At 57.7% G+C, this 17,448-nt stretch carries 15 protein-coding genes; 1 reads left to right on the forward strand and 14 read right to left on the reverse strand.

What is annotated here, in order from left to right:
- Positions 1-60 precede the first annotated feature (60 nt).
- Genes RHM55_RS06750 through RHM55_RS06775 form a run of 6 tightly spaced genes read right to left on the reverse strand, consistent with a single transcriptional unit; the run spans position 61 to position 5,022 of the window.
- Positions 61-696 (reverse strand): protein-L-isoaspartate(D-aspartate) O-methyltransferase, encoded by a 636-nt coding sequence (locus RHM55_RS06750; protein WP_322182776.1) that lies wholly within the window; start codon positions 694-696, stop codon positions 61-63.
- 41 nt (positions 697-737) lie between these two features.
- The gene (surE, locus tag RHM55_RS06755; RefSeq protein ID WP_322180450.1) at positions 738-1,487 is read right to left on the reverse strand and encodes a 5'/3'-nucleotidase SurE; all 750 of its coding nucleotides are present in this window, start codon (positions 1,485-1,487) and stop codon (positions 738-740) included.
- Positions 1,475-2,533, reverse strand: a complete 1,059-nt coding sequence (gene truD / locus RHM55_RS06760; protein ID WP_322180453.1) for a tRNA pseudouridine(13) synthase TruD — start codon at positions 2,531-2,533, stop codon at positions 1,475-1,477. The genes surE and truD overlap by 13 nt, the downstream gene beginning before the upstream one ends.
- Positions 2,530-3,003 carry a 2-C-methyl-D-erythritol 2,4-cyclodiphosphate synthase gene (gene ispF / locus RHM55_RS06765; protein WP_219061259.1) on the reverse strand — a complete coding sequence of 158 codons (474 nt, stop codon included), beginning with the start codon at positions 3,001-3,003 and terminating at the stop codon, positions 2,530-2,532. The genes truD and ispF overlap by 4 nt, the downstream gene beginning before the upstream one ends.
- Positions 3,004-3,055: 52 nt before the next feature.
- Positions 3,056-3,901 carry an S-formylglutathione hydrolase gene (fghA, locus tag RHM55_RS06770; RefSeq protein WP_322180455.1) on the reverse strand — a complete coding sequence of 282 codons (846 nt, stop codon included), beginning with the start codon at positions 3,899-3,901 and terminating at the stop codon, positions 3,056-3,058.
- An 8-nt stretch (positions 3,902-3,909) separates the two neighbouring features.
- Complete coding sequence (locus tag RHM55_RS06775; RefSeq protein WP_219061257.1) at positions 3,910-5,022, reverse strand: S-(hydroxymethyl)glutathione dehydrogenase/class III alcohol dehydrogenase; 1,113 nt, start codon at positions 5,020-5,022, stop codon at positions 3,910-3,912.
- Positions 5,023-5,127: 105 nt separating this feature from the next.
- On the opposite strand from RHM55_RS06775, the gene RHM55_RS06780 reads away from it, so the two are divergent.
- Entirely contained in the window at positions 5,128-6,024 is an 897-nt protein-coding gene (locus RHM55_RS06780; RefSeq protein WP_322180458.1) for a LysR substrate-binding domain-containing protein, read from the forward strand.
- 16 nt (positions 6,025-6,040) lie between these two features.
- Here RHM55_RS06780 and ispD read toward each other — a convergent pair whose 3' ends face one another.
- The 8 genes from ispD to dnaE all read right to left on the reverse strand — a co-directional run bounded on the left by ispD (position 6,041) and on the right by dnaE (position 17,407).
- Positions 6,041-6,748: a 2-C-methyl-D-erythritol 4-phosphate cytidylyltransferase gene (ispD, locus tag RHM55_RS06785; RefSeq protein WP_322180460.1), complete on the reverse strand. Its 708-nt coding sequence runs from the start codon at positions 6,746-6,748 to the stop codon at positions 6,041-6,043.
- The gene (gene ftsB / locus RHM55_RS06790; protein ID WP_219061254.1) at positions 6,745-7,023 is read right to left on the reverse strand and encodes a cell division protein FtsB; all 279 of its coding nucleotides are present in this window, start codon (positions 7,021-7,023) and stop codon (positions 6,745-6,747) included. The genes ispD and ftsB overlap by 4 nt, the downstream gene beginning before the upstream one ends.
- A gap of 165 nt (positions 7,024-7,188) precedes the next feature.
- Positions 7,189-8,478 (reverse strand): phosphopyruvate hydratase, encoded by a 1,290-nt coding sequence (eno, locus tag RHM55_RS06795; protein ID WP_322180463.1) that lies wholly within the window; start codon positions 8,476-8,478, stop codon positions 7,189-7,191.
- A 153-nt stretch (positions 8,479-8,631) separates the two neighbouring features.
- Positions 8,632-9,477 (reverse strand): 3-deoxy-8-phosphooctulonate synthase, encoded by an 846-nt coding sequence (kdsA, locus tag RHM55_RS06800; RefSeq protein WP_322180465.1) that lies wholly within the window; start codon positions 9,475-9,477, stop codon positions 8,632-8,634.
- A 5-nt stretch (positions 9,478-9,482) separates the two neighbouring features.
- Complete coding sequence (locus RHM55_RS06805) at positions 9,483-11,114, reverse strand: CTP synthase (RefSeq protein ID WP_322180467.1); 1,632 nt, start codon at positions 11,112-11,114, stop codon at positions 9,483-9,485.
- Between the two features lie 268 nt (positions 11,115-11,382).
- Positions 11,383-12,720 (reverse strand): tRNA lysidine(34) synthetase TilS, encoded by a 1,338-nt coding sequence (gene tilS, locus RHM55_RS06810; RefSeq protein ID WP_322180469.1) that lies wholly within the window; start codon positions 12,718-12,720, stop codon positions 11,383-11,385.
- Between the two features lie 81 nt (positions 12,721-12,801).
- Positions 12,802-13,749 (reverse strand): acetyl-CoA carboxylase carboxyltransferase subunit alpha, encoded by a 948-nt coding sequence (locus RHM55_RS06815; protein WP_322180471.1) that lies wholly within the window; start codon positions 13,747-13,749, stop codon positions 12,802-12,804.
- A 136-nt stretch (positions 13,750-13,885) separates the two neighbouring features.
- Positions 13,886-17,407: a DNA polymerase III subunit alpha gene (gene dnaE, locus RHM55_RS06820; protein ID WP_322180473.1), complete on the reverse strand. Its 3,522-nt coding sequence runs from the start codon at positions 17,405-17,407 to the stop codon at positions 13,886-13,888.
- Between the last annotated feature and the right edge of the window lie 41 nt (positions 17,408-17,448).

The following is a 17,448-nucleotide window of genomic DNA, read 5'->3' on the forward strand; positions in this document are numbered from 1 at the left end:
TGCTCGTCGGCTATAGGACCTTGATGACCGGACAGAATTCATTACGGGCCGTAACAAGCCTCACGCCAGTGGCCCATTGAGCAAGGGCACGAATCGCACCGCGCCCAGCACATGACGGGAAAAACCATTCTCCTCGCGGATGATCAACATCAATTGCTGGACCTCGCCTGAGCCGACCGGAATGACCAAGCGTCCACCCGGCGCCAATTGATCAAGCAAGGCCTGCGGAACATCGGTCGCCACTGCAGTCACTATGATGCCGTTGTAAGGCGCCAGAGCAGGCCAGCCTTCCCAGCCATCGCCCCAGCGAAAGACCACATTGCGCAGATTCAGCTCGACCAGTCGCTCCTTGGCGCGGTCCTGCAAAACCTTGATGCGCTCCACCGAAAAAACCCGCTCCACCAGTTGCGCCAGGACTGCGGTCTGATAACCCGAGCCGGTGCCTATCTCCAGCACCTTGTCCAGAGGACCGGCTTCCAGTAGCAGCTCGCTCATTCGCGCAACCATGTATGGCTGGGAAATGGTCTGGTTATGGCCAATCGGTAATGCGGTGTCTTCGTAGGCACGGTGTGCCAGCGCCTCATCAACGAACAAATGCCGTGGCGTTCGCCGGATCACTTCCAGCACCTGAGCGTTGGACAGGCCTTCTTCGTACAAACGTTGAATCAAACGCTCGCGGGTGCGTTGGGAGGTCATCCCGATCCCGCGTCGTAACAGATCATCTTGCTCGCGCGACATCAACCGAGCCCCTCTAGCCAGCCGTTGAGGCTGCTGAAACCGTCCTGATAGGTTCGGTCCAGCTGCAGCGGGGTGATCGACACGTATCCTTGCATGACCGCGTGAAAATCGGTCCCTGGTCCGCCGTCTTCAACATCGCCTGCCGCTGCAATCCAATAGCCGACCTTGCCACGCGGATCGACAACCTTGACCGGAGCAGCCGCGCGGGCGCGATGCCCCAGGCGGGTCAGTTGAATACCGCGGATATGCTCAAGCGGAAGGTTCGGGATGTTGACGTTTAGCACCGTGCGCGGCGGCAGGTCGAGCTGTTCATGGGCTTCGACCAGCATGCGGGCAAAGTGCGCGGCCGTCGGCAGGTTGTCTACCAGACGCGATAACAATGAGAACGCAAACGACGGGCGCTTGAGAAATCGCCCCTCCAGCGCGGCGGCCACCGTGCCGGAATACAGCACATCATCGCCGAGGTTGGCCCCCAGATTGATGCCCGAGACAACCATGTCCGGCTGCAGATCAAGAAGCCCGTTGAGCCCAAGATGCACGCAATCGGTTGGCGTACCGTTCAGGCTGATGAAGCCGTTGGCCAACGTGTGGGCGTGAAGCGGGCGATCAAGCGTCAGAGAGCTGCTTGCACCGCTTTTGTCTTGATCAGGGGCAATGACCACGCACTCCCCATAGCCCGTCAACGCTGCATGAAGCGCAGCCAAACCCGGTGTCGTAACCCCATCATCGTTAGAAATCAGAATGCGCATGAGCTGTCCGTCTGCCCCACCGCCACCAGATCGACGAGTTCACGCACCAATACGGTGGCGAAGCATCCGGCCGGAAGGACGAATTCTAATTGCAGAATGTCAGGCTCGGGATAATGCCACGTCAATCCACCAATGGGCAGCCGCAGGATACGACGTTCATGTTCCATGCCTGCTTTGATCAGCCAATCGCGCAACGCGGGTTCGCGATCAGCGACGGCTTGTTCAAGCATGCCCGTGACGCCGGTCGCAGGCGAATCACCCTCGCCCCACTGCGGCCCGGTCGGGTGCAGGTCAAGAATAGCCAGACGAGGATCGCTGCATTCAGCCTCGCCAGCAGGGAAAAAGCTGCGACTATCAGTGAACGCCAGCAGATCGCCCACTTGCGCCCGCTGCCAACTGCCATCCGCCACTCGCGCCGCCAACACCTGATTGAACAGATAGCTGCGAGCCGTCGACAACAGCCGCGAACGCACATTGCGTTGTTCCGGCAATGCCTGGCGCGATGCGTACTCACGGGCTTCGCCCAGATTACCGCCCTGCCAACCGAAGCGCTGGGCACCAAAATAATTGGGGATGCCGTGGCTGGCGATCAATTCGAGGCGCGCCTGCAAGGCCACGTGATCCGCCTGCAACTGGGTCAGGCGCAAGGTAAAGCCATTGGCCGCGTGAGCGCCGCGATTCAGTTTGCGTTTATGACGGCCAATCTTCAGGATTTTCAGGGTATCGTCCTGAGCCGCTGACAGATCAGGGTCAGCCTTGCCCGGCAAGTGCAAGCTGAACCACTGTCGCGTCAACGCCTGACGATCCTTCAAGCCCGCATAACTGACGGTTCGCAACGGCACACCGGCAGCACGCGCCAGGCGGCGGGCCGCTTCTTCGGTGTTCAGGCCTCGCTTCTCGACCCATAGCCACAGATGCTCTCCGTCGCCGGACAACGGAATATCCAGGACTTCATCGACCTGGAAATCTTCGGCCGTGGCTTTGAGTACCGCAGTACCCAAGGCGTCACCGTAGGCGCGCGGGCCAAGCAATTCGAGTTCCGTCATGCCGAGAGCAACAAGGCGACAGCATGAACCGCGATGCCTTCTTCACGGCCAACGAAGCCAAGTTTTTCAGTGGTGGTAGCTTTTACGTTCACTTGATCCAACTCGACGTGAAGATCCGCGGCAATCAGCGCGCGCATCGATTCGATATGCGGGGCCATTTTCGGTGCCTGGGCAACAATGGTGGCGTCGATGTTGCCGACTTTCCAGCCTTTGTTATTGACCAATGTGACCACGTGACGCAACAAGGCGCGACTGTCTGCGCCCTTGAATTGCGGGTCCGTGTCCGGGAAATGCCTGCCGATATCCCCCAACGCGGCCGCGCCGAGCAAGGCATCGCTGAGTGCATGCAGCAGCACGTCGCCATCGGAATGGGCGAGCAGCCCGAAGCCGTGCGCGATCCGCACGCCACCCAAGGTGATGAAATCGCCTTCAGCGAAACGGTGCACATCGTAGCCGTGGCCAATACGCATAAAAAAACGCCCCGAAAAAGTCAGGGCGTGATTCTACCTACTTTGTCGAACATTAGCCGCTTAGAGCGACCCCATGATGACGTAAGTGATCTTCGATAAAGCTCGCGATGAAGAAATAGCTGTGGTCGTAACCGGGCTGCATACGCAAGGTGAGTGGATGCCGAGCAGATTTTGCCGCCTGCACCAGCGCCTCAGGCATAAGCTGATTGGCGAGGAAATCATCACGATCACCCTGATCGACGAGGATCGGCAATTTTTCCGAAGCCTCGGCGATCAACACACTCGCATCCCATTCGCGCCAGCGCGAACGCTCATCCCCAAGGTAACGGGAAAAAGCCTTCTGGCCCCATGGGCAGTCCATCGGATTGCTGATCGGCGAAAAAGCTGACACTGATTGATAGCGCCCCGGATTACGCAAAGCGCACACCAATGCCCCGTGTCCACCCATGGAGTGACCACTGATTCCACGCCGGTCCGAGGCCGGAAAATGCGCCTCGACCAGTGCCGGCAGCTCGTTCACCACATAGTCATGCATGCGGTAGTTCTTCGCCCATGGTTGCTGGGTGGCGTTCAGATAAAAGCCGGCACCCAGCCCAAAATCCCATGCACCATCCAGATCACCCGGTACATCCGGCCCGCGCGGGCTGGTGTCGGGGGCGACGATAATCAAACCCAGCTCGGCCGCGATCCTTTGTGCCCCTGCCTTATGCATGAAATTTTCATCGGTACAGGTCAATCCAGACAGCCAGTACACCACCGGCAATTTACCGCCCTGCTCCGCTTGCGGTGGCAGGTAAACGGCAAACACCATGTCGCAGCCGAGCACATCGGAGTGATGCTTGTAACGCTTGTGCCAGCCACCGAAGCTTTTCTGGCAGGACAGGTTTTCCAGGCTCATGACAGACCTCAGAAATGGATGACGGTGCGAATGCTCTTGCCTTCATGCATCAGCTCGAAAGCCTTATTGATGTCTTCCAGGCCCATGGTGTGGGTGATGAAAGTATCCAACGGGATTTCGCCCTTCTGTGCCATGTCGACATAGCTCGGCAATTCAGTGCGACCCCGTACACCGCCAAACGCCGAGCCGCGCCAGACGCGCCCGGTGACCAGTTGGAAAGGTCGGGTTGAAATTTCCTGACCGGCGCCAGCCACGCCAATGATCACCGACTCACCCCAACCTTTGTGGCAGCACTCAAGCGCCGCACGCATGAGTTGCACGTTGCCGATGCACTCGAAGGAGAAATCCACACCGCCGTCAGTGAGATCAACGATCACGTCCTGAATCGGGCGATCGTAATCCTTAGGGTTGATGCAGTCGGTAGCGCCCAGTTGTTTGGCGATTTCAAACTTGGAGGGATTGATGTCGATGGCGATGATGCGCCCGGCCTTGGCCTTGACCGCGCCAATCACCGCTGACAAACCGATCCCACCCAGACCAAAGATCGCCACGGTGTCGCCCGGTTTGACTTTCGCGGTGTTCAGTACCGCACCAATCCCGGTAGTGACGCCGCAACCGAGCAGGCAGACTTTTTCCAGCGGCGCGTCTTTGGATATTTTCGCGACCGATATTTCCGGTAATACGGTGTATTCGGAGAAGGTCGAGGTGCCCATGTAATGGAAAATCGTCTGGCCTTTATAAGAGAAGCGCGACGTACCATCCGGCATCAAACCTTTGCCCTGAGTGGCGCGAATGGCTTGGCACAGGTTGGTCTTGCCCGACAGGCAGAATTTGCATTTACGGCATTCCGGGGTGTACAGCGGGATCACATGATCACCGACTGCAACTGAGGTCACGCCTTCGCCGATTGCTTCGACGATTGCACCACCTTCATGACCGAGGATCGAAGGGAAGATGCCTTCCGGGTCAGCGCCAGACAAGGTGTAGGCATCGGTGTGACACACACCGGAAGCGACGACCCGCAGCAGCACTTCACCGGCCTTGGGCATCGCGACATCGACTTCAACGATTTCGAGCGGTTTCTTGGCTTCAAAGGCAACGGCAGCACGTGACTTGATCATCAATCTTCTCCGACGAAGTAAAAACAAGCCTGAGAGTGTAAAGCAGTGCTGATTAAGGAATAATCGGGCTAAAAGCAAAACATTATTGCTGTACAGGGACAATCGATGTACGCCAATCGCTGGGAAGGGCTGGATGAGTTTGTGGCGGTGGCTGAATGCGGGCAGTTCACCGCTGCGGCAGAACGCTTGGGCGTTTCGTCATCACACATCAGCCGACAGATCGCCAGGCTCGAAGAGCGCCTGCAAACCCGGCTGCTGTATCGCAGCACCCGACGCGTAGCCTTGACCGAAGCCGGGCAGACATTTCTTCAGCACTGTCAGCGCCTGCAAGATGGGCGCGAAGAAGCACTGCGCGCGATAGGCGACCTCACCAGCGAACCTAAAGGCCTGCTGCGCATGACCTGCGCCGTGGCGTATGGAGAACGCTTCATTACACCGCTAGTGACCGGCTTCATGATGCTGTATCCACAATTGCGCGTGGATATCGAGCTGAGCAACCGCACGCTGGACCTGGTGCATGAAGGCCTCGATCTGGCGATTCGCCTGGGTCGTCTGCAAGACTCAAGACTGATTGCTACCCGCTTGGCGCCTCGGCGCATGTACCTGTGCGCATCGCCCTCTTACCTTGAGCGTTATGGGCGACCGCACAGCCTGTCGGAATTGAACCGTCACAACTGCTTGATCGGTAGTAGCGACACGTGGCAACTGCAGCAAAATGGTCGGGAATTCTCGCAACGGGTTCAAGGCAACTGGCGCTGCAACAGCGGGCAGGCCGTGCTCGACGCGGCGCTGCAGGGGATCGGATTGTGTCAGTTGCCGGACTACTACGTGCTTGAACACCTGAACAGTGGCGCGTTGATTTCGCTGCTGGACGCTCATCAACCCCCCAACACGGCGGTCTGGGCACTTTATCCACAGCAACGGCATCTGTCGCCCAAGGTGCGCAAGTTGGTCGAGCATTTGAAAGCCGGGTTGGCGCTGTGTAAAGAGTATCGCGATTAAAGCGACTTCGCCGGGCTCAACCTTTGAAGTCTCGACGTTGACGCAGCCATTCTAGGTCTTCGGGGCGCGTCACCTTGATGTTGTCTGAACGCCCCTCGATCAGCCTGGGAGACTGACCTGCCCATTCGATGGCGGAGGCTTCATCGGTGATACTGACATCCGATACCAGACTGTCAGCCAAGGCACGGTGCAGTGCGCCGAGGCGGAACATCTGCGGCGTATAGGCCTGCCAGATCAAGCTGCGATCAACAGTTTCCGTGACGCGCCCATTACTGTCCGCGCGCTTGAGTGTGTCGCGAGCCGGAACGGCCAACAGACCACCGACAGGATCGTCAGCCAATTCGTACAGCAGCGTGTCCAAGTCTCCGCGCGATAGATTCGGACGAGCCGCATCGTGAACCAGCACCCAGTCATCGTCATGAGCGCCTTGCGCGTGGAGATGCAACAGCGCATTGAGCACTGAGTCTGCCCGCTCCCGCCCGCCCGCCACGCGCTGGATCCGCGAGTCAGCAGAGCATGCCAGGGTCGGCCAATAGGGATCATCCACAGCCAGGCTGATCACCAGTCCCTTGAGTTGGGGGTGATCGAGAAAACAATTAAGGCTGTGTTCGAGAATAGTGAGTCCGCCCAGTTGCAGGTACTGCTTGGGCCGGTCAGCCGCCATGCGAGCGCCAACGCCCGCGGCAGGAATCACTGCCCAGAAGGCAGGTAGAACAGATGTCATTGGGCCAACTGATAAAGGGTTTCGCCGTCCTTGACCATGCCCAATTCGTGACGCGCCCGCTCTTCAACGGTCTCCAGGCCTTTTTTCAGCTCAAGCACTTCCGCATCAAGAACCCGGTTGCGTTCCAGTAGCGTATCGTTTTCAGCATGCTGATCAGCGATTTGCTGGGTCAGACTGGCCACTTGCGCCAGGCTTCCGTTGCCCACCCAAAGGCGATACTGCAGGCCGGCCAGCAGCAGAAGCAAGATGAGGAACAACCAGTTAGGACTGCGCATTGAATATTCAGGTACTCAGTGGAAAAGACAGCGATGCCGACACGTTGGAAATCGAGCGAGGGCATTGAGCCCGGCAAAACCAGGCTCAATCACTCATGCGCTGGCAGAATCGTCAGCTATGCCGACTTTTCTTACAGCGCCCGTTGTCTTTTTACCATCTCCAGCTCAGCCGCGAAACTCACCACGACCGTTGTATACAGCCTTGGCGCCCAATTGCTCTTCGATACGCAGCAGTTGGTTGTACTTGGCGATGCGATCAGAACGGCTCAGAGAACCGGTTTTGATCTGACCTGCGGCCGTACCGACAGCCAGATCGGCAATGGTCGAGTCCTCGGTTTCGCCGGAGCGGTGCGAGATGACAGCCGTATAACCCGCTGCCTTGGCCATCTGAATGGCTTCCAGGGTTTCGGTCAGGGTGCCGATCTGGTTGAACTTGATCAAGATCGAGTTGCCGATCTTTTTATCGATGCCTTCTTTGAGAATCTTGGTGTTGGTCACAAACAGGTCGTCGCCAACCAATTGCACTTTCTCACCCAGTTTGTCGGTCAGAACTTTCCAGCCAGCCCAATCGGACTCGTCCATGCCATCTTCGATGGAGATGATCGGATAACGGCTGACAAGACCGGCCAGGTAATCAGCGAAACCCGCCGAGTCGAACTTCTGACCTTCGCCAGCCAGATCGTATTTGCCGTCTTCGTAGAATTCGCTGGCCGCGCAGTCCAGCGCCAGGGTCACGTCGGTGCCTAGCGCGTAACCGGCGTTGGCCACCGCTTCAGCGATAGCACCCAAGGCGTCTTCGTTCGAAGCCAGGTTCGGTGCGAAACCGCCTTCATCGCCGACAGCAGTGTTCAAGCCACGGGCTTTGAGCACAGCTTTCAGATGATGGAAAATTTCGGTGCCCATGCGCAGCGCTTCGGAGAAGGTCTTGGCGCCAACCGGCTGCACCATGAACTCCTGGATATCGATGTTGTTATCGGCATGCTCGCCACCGTTGATGATGTTCATCATCGGCACCGGCATTGAGTACACACCCGGCGTGCCGTTGAGGTTGGCGATGTGCGCGTACAGCGGCAGATCCTGATCCTGAGCGGCAGCTTTGGCTGCGGCCAGCGACACAGCCAGGATCGCATTAGCGCCCAGGCTGGCTTTGTTTTCGGTCCCGTCCAGGGCGATCATGGCACGGTCCAGCGCTTGCTGGTCCAGCGGATCCTTGCCCAGCAACAGGCTGCGGATCGGGCCATTGATGTTAGCTACAGCCTTGAGAACACCTTTGCCAAGGTAACGACCCTTGTCGCCATCACGCAGCTCGAGCGCCTCACGCGAGCCAGTGGAAGCACCGGACGGCGCGCAGGCACTGCCGATGATACCGTTATCGAGGAGCACATCTGCTTCCACGGTGGGATTGCCACGGGAGTCGAGAACTTCACGACCTTTGATGTCGACGATTTTTGCCATTGTTGTAAACACTCCAAGATTGACGAAAGCGACACAGCTGAGGGAATCAATTATCGCCGTCAGGCGTTGTGCAGCGGGCAGGTCTGACGAGGATAAGCCTCTGGCCCGTGGGCCAGAGAAATACCGAGCGGCACTTTACCGGAGAAACCGGTTTTACGCGGTCTCTACCGTCGGAAAACTTTTCACAAGTTCATCCAGTGCCTTGAGCTGAGCCAGGAATGGCTCGAGCTTGTCCAGACGCAAGGCGCAAGGACCATCGCATTTTGCGTTATCCGGATCCGGATGCGCTTCGAGGAACAACCCGGCCAGACTCTGGCTGAGACCGGCCTTGGCCAGATCGAGGACCTGAGCCCGACGACCACCAGCAGAATCGGAGCGACCACCTGGCATTTGCAAGGCATGAGTCACGTCGAAGAATACCGGATACTCGAACTGCTTCATGATGCCGAAGCCGAGCATGTCCACGACCAGGTTGTTGTAACCGAAGCTGGAACCACGCTCGCACAGAATCAATTGATCATTCCCGGCTTCTTCGCACTTGGCCAGGATATGTTTCATTTCCTGAGGGGCGAGAAACTGGGCTTTCTTGATGTTGATCACCGCACCGGTCTTGGCCATTGCCACGACCAGATCGGTCTGCCGCGATAAAAACGCCGGCAATTGGATGATGTCGCAAACCTCAGCCACTACCGCAGCTTGCTCAGGTTCGTGCACATCCGTGATCAGCGGTACACCAAAGGTCTTTTTGATCTCTTCAAAAATCCGCATGCCCTCTTCCAGGCCTGGGCCACGGTAAGAGGTCACGGACGAACGATTGGCCTTGTCGAAACTGGCCTTGAACACGTAAGGGATACCGAGCTTTTCGGTGACCCTTACGTACTCTTCGCAGACCTGCATGGCCATGTCCCGCGATTCCAGCACGTTCATGCCACCAAACAAGACAAACGGCTTGTCGTTGGCAATCTCGATCGCGCCTACACGGATGATCTTTTGCGCCATAAAAGTCAGGCCTTCTTCTGATGTTGCGTCAAAGCCGCCTTGACGAAACCGCTGAACAACGGGTGACCGTCGCGCGGTGTCGAGGTGAACTCAGGGTGGAACTGACAGGCGACGAACCAAGGATGATCCGGCGCTTCGATCACTTCGACCAAAGCACCGTCACCGGACCGACCGGTCACTTTCAGGCCCGCTTCGACCAGGCTTGGCAGCAGCTTGTTGTTCACTTCATAACGATGGCGATGACGCTCGACGATCACGTCTTTAGCATAGCAATCGCGCACCAGCGAACCAGGCTCCAACTGGCAATCCTGCGCGCCAAGACGCATGGTGCCGCCGAGGTCGGATGTTTCAGTGCGGGTTTCAACGGCACCGGTGGCATCTTCCCACTCGGTGATCAGACCCACGACCGGATGGCCACTGGCGCGATCGAACTCGGTAGAGTTGGCGTCTTTCCAGCCCAACACGTTGCGCGCGAACTCGATAACCGCTACTTGCATGCCCAAACAGATACCCAAATAAGGGATCTTGTTCTCGCGAGCGAATTTTACAGCAGTGATCTTGCCTTCAACGCCACGCAAACCAAACCCGCCCGGAACCAGAATCGCGTCGACACCTTCGAGCAAGGCAGTGCCCTGATTCTCGATGTCTTCGGAGTCGATGTAGCGCAGGTTGACCTTGGTGCGATTGGAAATACCGGCATGGCTCATCGCTTCAATCAACGATTTGTAGGCGTCGAGCAGCTCCATGTACTTGCCGACCATGGCGATGGTGACTTCATGCTCAGGGTTGAGCTTGGCGTCGACCACTTGTTCCCACTCGGACAAATCAGCACTGCCGCATTGCAGACCGAAACGCTCAACGACGAAATCATCAAGCCCTTGAGCGTGGAGCATGCCCGGAATCTTGTAGATGGTGTCGGCGTCTTCCAGCGAGATGACTGCGCGCTCTTCAACGTTGGTGAACAACGCAATCTTGCGCCGCGAGGCAATATCCACGTGATGATCCGAGCGGCAGATCAATACGTCTGGCTGCAAACCGATGGAGCGCAGTTCTTTGACCGAATGCTGAGTCGGCTTGGTCTTGGTTTCGCCAGCAGTGGCGATATAAGGCACCAGCGTCAGGTGCATCAACATCGCACGCTTGGCGCCGACCTCGATGCGTAACTGGCGGATAGCCTCAAGGAACGGTTGCGATTCGATGTCACCGACGGTGCCACCGATCTCGACCATGGCGACGTCAGCATCGCCAGCGCCCTTGATGATCCGGCGTTTGATTTCGTCGGTGATGTGCGGAATCACCTGGATGGTCGCGCCCAGATAATCACCACGGCGCTCTTTGCGCAGGACGTGTTCGTACACACGCCCCGTGGTGAAGTTGTTGTTCTGGGTCATGGTGGTGCGGATGAACCGCTCGTAGTGGCCCAGGTCCAGGTCGGTTTCGGCGCCGTCATGAGTGACGAACACTTCACCGTGCTGGAATGGGCTCATGGTGCCCGGGTCCACGTTTATATAGGGGTCAAGCTTGAGCATGGTGACCTTAAGTCCCCGCGCCTCCAGGATGGCCGCCAGTGAAGCAGAGGCAATGCCTTTCCCCAATGAAGAAACAACACCGCCCGTGACGAAGATGTAGCGCGTCATGAAAAACCCTAGAAGTCTGCGTTAAAGCGGTCAGAGCCGCCGGGGAGAGCGAAGGAAGGCCGAAGCCCCCAATTACCAATTAATTTCACAGTGCACTCCTGAAAATTGCTGCGTTGGGACCGGCAGACTGAAAAAGCTCGCCTGTTGCTCGCTACATTTTTGAGAATCGCCCAGCAAAAACTGCCTGGTAATCGGCAACTTCCGTCGATTCAGAAGAATCCACAGAAGCTGTATCAAGAAGGGAGCGTAGTCTACCGGAAACGGCCTTTCAGCTCAAACTTTGGTCGTTCGTCGGCGCATGCCAGCGCAATCGCCAGTCGCCATGGGCTGTTCCGTCCAATTCTGGCAGGTTGGCAACCGCCAATAACTGCTCACCGCGATACACCAGCGGCAATCGGCCACGGGCAAACACCGGCAAACCACTCTCGTTGAGCAAGCGCTTGAGGTCTCGATGCCCTCGCCCCGGCAGATGCATGAGCTCACCGCCTTGGCGATAACGCACCTGCAACTCGCCGCCCAAAACCCCATTGTCAAACTCAAGCCAGCCATTGCCCGGCAAACTCAATGCCTCCCGAGGATCTGCCCAGACGATCGAGGCGTCTGGCTGCTGCAACCATGCACCCGACAGCCACCAGATACGCCCCTCGGCGCGGTGTAGCTCACCGTCGGCAAGACGCCAGATCGGTCGAGCCTCGCGGCCGGCGTCACGCAAACTGTCCCAACCGACCCAATGTTCGCTGTCCGGCAGGCGCGTCAAAGGCGCTAGCCAATGGCGCAATGCGTTGCGTTGGCGTGCCGGAGAAAGGGCTTTTAGAGGGTCGAGCGCCAACGACGACAAACCCAGCCAAGGGAAGGGTGCATCGGTACCCGCCCGCACCAGGTCCTGATCGGCCAATTCGTCGAGCAGCCCTTGCGCCTCCGCCAGATGCGCAGCGGTTCGCGCCATGTTCGCGGCAGCTTGAGGCCAGCGCTCGGTCAGTGAGGGCAGAATGAGCTGACGCAGGTAATTTCGGGAAAACCTACTGTCTTTATTGCTGGGGTCTTCGACCCAGCTCAATCCCCGTTCGCGGGCATACATCTCCAGCATTGCGCGCGAGACGTCGAGCAAAGGCCGCAACAACTGCCCTCTTCCCAGCGCGCGCTGTTCAGACATCGCAGCAAGACCCCGCACACCCGCCCCGCGCAGCAGACGAAACAGCAGGGTTTCGGCCTGATCATCGCGATGCTGGGCGGTCAACAGCACCTCGCCTGGCGCCAGCGCCTGACTGAACGCCGTATAACGCGCCTCACGAGCCGCACGCTCGATACTGGCGCCAGGCTCAACCTGCACAGCCATCACCTGCAGCGGCACACCCAAGGCCCGACACACCTGAGCACAATGCTCGGGCCACACATCTGCCGCAGCCTGAAGGCCGTGATGGATATAAATCGCAGATAAGGGCGGCAATGCTTCGCGGGTAGCGAGATCAGCCAGAAGGTGCAGCAGAACGGAGGAGTCCAGACCGCCGGAAAACGCGATGCGCCAAGCCGAAGCATTGCGCCAAGGCTCGAGAGTGCGAAGCAACCTGGAGCGCAGATCGTTATTGCAGTGCTTGAACGTAGTCATGGACGACAGCCGCTGTGCGCCTGATTGCGGATAAGCCCGTTCCTGCAAAGGAGCGGGCTTATCCGCGAATGCAATCTTGACTCAGAGACCGTAGCTCATCAGGCGCTCATAACGGCGCGCCAGCAACGCTTCGGTATCGAACTTCTTGAGCATCGCCAATTGGCTGCTTAATTCCTGACGGATCGAAGCCGCAGCCATCGCCGGGTCGCGATGGGCGCCGCCCAACGGTTCGCCGATGACTTTATCAACGATACCCAAACCTTTGAGACGGTCAGCGGTAATGCCCATTGCGTCAGCAGCATCAGGGGCTTTTTCGGCAGTTTTCCACAGAATCGATGCGCAACCTTCCGGCGAAATAACCGCGTAGGTCGAATACTGGAGCATGTTCAATTGATCGCAAACGCCGATAGCCAGCGCACCGCCAGAACCACCCTCGCCGATAACCGTGGCAATGATCGGAGTTTTCAAGCGAGACATGACGCGCAGGTTCCAGGCAATCGCTTCGCTCTGGTTACGCTCTTCGGCATCGATACCCGGGTAGGCGCCCGGTGTGTCGATGAAGGTCAGAATCGGCATTTTGAAGCGCTCGGCCATTTCCATCAGACGACAGGCTTTACGATAGCCTTCAGGACGTGGCATGCCGAAGTTGCGGCGAACTTTCTCGCGCACTTCACGGCCTTTCTGGTGACCGATCACCATCACTGGCTGGTCTTCCAGACGCGCAATGCCGCCGACGATGGCCGCATCGTCGGAAAAGTGCCGATCACCGTGCAGTTCGTCGAATTCGGTGAAGATGTGTGAGATGTAGTCCAGGGTATAAGGACGACGCGGGTGACGCGCCATCCGCGCAATCTGCCAGCTGGTCAGGTTGCCAAAAATGTTTTCGGTGAGCGTGTTGCTCTTTTCCTGCAGACGAGAAATTTCGTCGCCGATATTCAGCGAGTTGTCATTACCGACCAAGCGCAGCTCTTCGATCTTGGCTTGCAGGTCAGCGATCGGCTGTTCGAAATCAAGAAAATTCGGGTTCATAGGCATCCGTCTTGGGTCGACGGCCAAGAGGCCGGCCGGTTGATCCGTTAACGCCTTACCTTACGGGAACAGGCGTATTCAGGTCGAGATTAAAAATTATGGTTGAACGCAGGCTGGATTAACAGGCCCCGTGCTATCAACGGTATTGCAGGAAGACGTTCTCACGCCCGAACTGGTCACGCAGTGCTTGAATCAAGCTGTCCGCCGGATCGATTCGCCACCCCTCGCCAAACTGCAGCAAAGCCTTGGCATCCACCCCGGTGTAGTCCACGGTAATAGGACACGCACCGCGATGCCGCTTGCACAAATCGCCCAACCACCGCAGCCGATCGCCCTTGAGCGCATCGGCATGCACCTTCAAGCGCAGGCTTTCAGCGAGATTGGTTCGCGCATCTTCCAGGCTCATTACCCGTTTAGCACGCAAACGCAGGCCGCCGGAGAAGTCATCATTGCTGACCTCGCCTTCGACCACCACCATCGCATCGGTCTGCAACAGCGACTGTGCCGAATGAAAAGCCTCGGCAAACAGTGAGGCCTCGATTCGTCCAGAGCGGTCATCGAGGGTGATAAAGCCCATCTTGTCGCCCTTTTTGTTCTTCATGACGCGCAACGCAATGATCATACCGGCTACCGTCTGCGTGTCTCGCGCCGGCTTCAGATCGATGATGCGTTGACGAGCAAAACGGCGAATTTCGCCTTCATATTCGTCGATAGGGTGCCCGGTGAGGTACAAACCCAGGGTTTCTTTCTCGCCACGTAAACGCTCTTTAAGGCTCAGCTCTTTGGCCTTGCGATGGTTCGCGTAGACGTCGGCGTCTTCTTCGACGAACAAGCCGCCAAAAAGATCGGAGTGACCGCTGTCATGACTGCGAGCGGTCTGCTCTGCGGCCTGAATCGCCTCTTCCAGCGCAGCAAGCAGTACCGAGCGATTGCGGTCGATGTTGGCTTGATAGGCTTTCGGCTCGATTTCAAAATAGGGGCCAAGCCGATCCAGCGCACCGCTGCGGATCAAGCCATCGAGGGTCCGTTTGTTGATGCGTTTGAGGTCGACACGCGCGCAAAAGTCGAACAAATCCTTGAACGGCCCAGCCAAACGCGACTCGGTAATGGCTTCTACCGGTCCTTCGCCGACACCCTTGATGGCGCCGAGGCCATAAAGAATCCGGCCGTCCTCACTCACAGTGAACTTGTATTCGGAGGTGTTCACGTCCGGTGCATCAAGGCGCAACTTCATGTTGCGCACTTCTTCGATCAAGGTCACGACCTTGTCGGTGTTGTGCATGTCCGCCGACAGTACCGCAGCCATGAAAGGTGCCGGGTAGTGAGTTTTCAGCCAGGCGGTCTGATACGACACCAGGCCATAAGCAGCGGAGTGGGATTTGTTAAAACCATAACCGGCGAATTTTTCCACCAGGTCGAAAATGTTACCGGACAAGTCCGGGTCAATATTGTTGTTGGTACAGCCTTCGATGAAACCGCCACGCTGCTTGGCCATTTCTTCGGGTTTTTTCTTACCCATGGCCCGACGCAGCATGTCCGCACCACCGAGGGTGTAACCGGCCATGACCTGAGCGATCTGCATCACCTGTTCTTGATACAGGATGATGCCGTAGGTCGGTGCCAATACCGGCTTAAGGCCTTCGTACTGATAATCGATGTGCGGATAGGACAGTTCGGCGCGACCGTGCTTCCGGTTGATAAAGTCGTCCACCATGCCCGATTGCAGCGGGCCCGGACGGAACAATGCCACCAACGCGATCAAGTCCTCCAGACAGTCGGGCTTGAGCTTTTTGATCAGCTCTTTCATGCCGCGCGACTCAAGCTGGAACACGGCGGTGGTTTCGGCTTTTTGCAGCAGGCTGTAGGTCGCCTTGTCATCCAGCGGGATAAAGGCGATATCCAGCGGCGCTTCGTCGACCTTGGCGCGCTCACGGTTGATGGTCTTGAGCGCCCAATCAATGATGGTCAGGGTCCGCAGGCCGAGGAAGTCGAACTTCACCAGCCCCGCCGCCTCGACGTCATCTTTATCGAACTGGGTCACCAGGCCATCGCCCGCTTCATCGCAGTAGATGGGCGAGAAGTCGGTCAGTTTGGTCGGAGCGATCACCACGCCGCCGGCATGCTTGCCGACGTTACGCACGATACCCTCGAGCTTGCGGGCCATCTCCCAGATTTCCGCCGCCTCTTCATCAACCTTGAGGAAGTCGCGCAGGATTTCTTCCTGCTCGTAGGCTTTCTCCAACGTCATGCCGACTTCGAACGGAATCATTTTCGACAGTCGATCAGCCAGGCCGTAGGACTTGCCTTGAACCCTGGCAACGTCCCGCACCACGGCCTTGGCCGCCATTGAACCGAAGGTAATGATCTGGCTGACCGCGTTACGACCATATTTCTCGGCCACGTACTCGATAACGCGGTCGCGGCCGTCCATGCAGAAGTCAACGTCGAAGTCGGGCATGGAGACCCGTTCCGGATTAAGGAACCGTTCGAACAGCAGGTCGTATTCCAGCGGGTCGAGATCGGTGATCTTCTGCACGTAAGCCACTAGCGAACCAGCACCCGACCCACGGCCAGGACCCACCGGCACGCCATTGGCTTTGGCCCACTGGATGAAGTCCATCACGATCAGAAAGTAACCGGGGAAGCCCATCTGGATGATGATATCCAGCTCGAAATTCAACCGATCGACATAGACCTGACGCTTGGCCTCGTAATCCTCGGTCGTGTCCTTGGGCATCAGGACCGACAGGCGCTCCTCCAGACCATCGAAAGATACTTTGCGAAAGTATTCATCGATGGTCATGCCGTCAGGAATCGGAAAGTTGGGCAAGAAGTGAGTACCCAGCTTCACATCAATGTTGCAGCGTTTGGCGATTTCGACCGTGTTTTCCAGCGCCTCGGGCAGGTCGCTGAACAGTTCGGCCATTTGCGCCGCGCTTTTCAGGTACTGCTGATCGCTGTAGTTATGCGAGCGACGCGGATCATCCAGCGCCCGGCCTTCACCGATGCAAACCCGCGTTTCGTGGGCCTCGAAATCTTCCTGCTTGATAAAGCGGACATCGTTGGTCGCCACCAGCGGTGCGCCAAGACGATCAGCCAGGGCAACGGCAGCGTGCAGGTGCTCTTCGTCATTAGGGCGGTTGGTGCGCTGCACTTCCAGATAGAAACGGTCAGGAAAAACCGCCATCCATTCACGCAGTAACTGATCCGCCTCATCCGGATTACCGCCGAGCAGGGCCATGCCGATTTCGCCCTCTTTAGCCGCCGACAGTGCGATCAAGCCTTCGTTGGCCTCAGCAACCCATTCCCGCTCGACAATCACCTGGCCATTGCGCTGGCCTTCGATGAAGCCACGAGAAATCAGCTCAGTCAGATTGCGGTAGCCCTTGGCATTCATCACCAACAGGCTGATCCGGCTCAGCGCAGCATCTTCGTCCTTGTTCGACAGCCACAGGTCGGCACCACAAATAGGCTTGATACCCCCGCCCATGGCGGCCTTGTAGAACTTGACCAGCGAACACATGTTGTTCTGATCGGTCACGGCAACAGCCGGCATACCCATGCTGGCCAAGGTCTTGATCAACGGTTTGACCCGGACCAGACCATCGACCAGAGAATATTCAGTGTGCAGGCGTAGATGAACGAAAGAAGCCGGCATGTTGATCCTATAGCGCGAAATACAAAAAAACCAAGGCCCGG

The sequence above is a fragment of the Pseudomonas sp. MH9.2 genome, assembly GCF_034353875.1.
GTDB lineage: Bacteria > Pseudomonadota > Gammaproteobacteria > Pseudomonadales > Pseudomonadaceae > Aquipseudomonas.

Bases quoted from the DNA above. Each gene is read 5' to 3' on its own strand.
- RHM55_RS06750 (WP_322182776.1), bottom strand. From the start codon at position 696: ATGACCTCCCAACGCACCCGCGAGCGTTTGATTCAACGTTTGTACGAA.
- surE (WP_322180450.1), bottom strand. From the start codon at position 1,487: ATGCGCATTCTGATTTCTAACGATGATGGGGTTACGACACCGGGTTTG.
- truD (WP_322180453.1), bottom strand. From the start codon at position 2,533: ATGACGGAACTCGAATTGCTTGGCCCGCGCGCCTACGGTGACGCCTTG.
- ispF (WP_219061259.1), bottom strand. From the start codon at position 3,003: ATGCGTATTGGCCACGGCTACGATGTGCACCGTTTCGCTGAAGGCGAT.
- fghA (WP_322180455.1), bottom strand. From the start codon at position 3,901: ATGAGCCTGGAAAACCTGTCCTGCCAGAAAAGCTTCGGTGGCTGGCAC.
- RHM55_RS06775 (WP_219061257.1), bottom strand. From the start codon at position 5,022: ATGATCAAGTCACGTGCTGCCGTTGCCTTTGAAGCCAAGAAACCGCTC.
- RHM55_RS06780 (WP_322180458.1), top strand. From the start codon at position 5,128: ATGTACGCCAATCGCTGGGAAGGGCTGGATGAGTTTGTGGCGGTGGCT.
- ispD (WP_322180460.1), bottom strand. From the start codon at position 6,748: ATGACATCTGTTCTACCTGCCTTCTGGGCAGTGATTCCTGCCGCGGGC.
- ftsB (WP_219061254.1), bottom strand. From the start codon at position 7,023: ATGCGCAGTCCTAACTGGTTGTTCCTCATCTTGCTTCTGCTGCTGGCC.
- eno (WP_322180463.1), bottom strand. From the start codon at position 8,478: ATGGCAAAAATCGTCGACATCAAAGGTCGTGAAGTTCTCGACTCCCGT.
- kdsA (WP_322180465.1), bottom strand. From the start codon at position 9,477: ATGGCGCAAAAGATCATCCGTGTAGGCGCGATCGAGATTGCCAACGAC.
- RHM55_RS06805 (WP_322180467.1), bottom strand. From the start codon at position 11,114: ATGACGCGCTACATCTTCGTCACGGGCGGTGTTGTTTCTTCATTGGGG.
- tilS (WP_322180469.1), bottom strand. From the start codon at position 12,720: ATGACTACGTTCAAGCACTGCAATAACGATCTGCGCTCCAGGTTGCTT.
- RHM55_RS06815 (WP_322180471.1), bottom strand. From the start codon at position 13,749: ATGAACCCGAATTTTCTTGATTTCGAACAGCCGATCGCTGACCTGCAA.
- dnaE (WP_322180473.1), bottom strand. From the start codon at position 17,407: ATGCCGGCTTCTTTCGTTCATCTACGCCTGCACACTGAATATTCTCTG.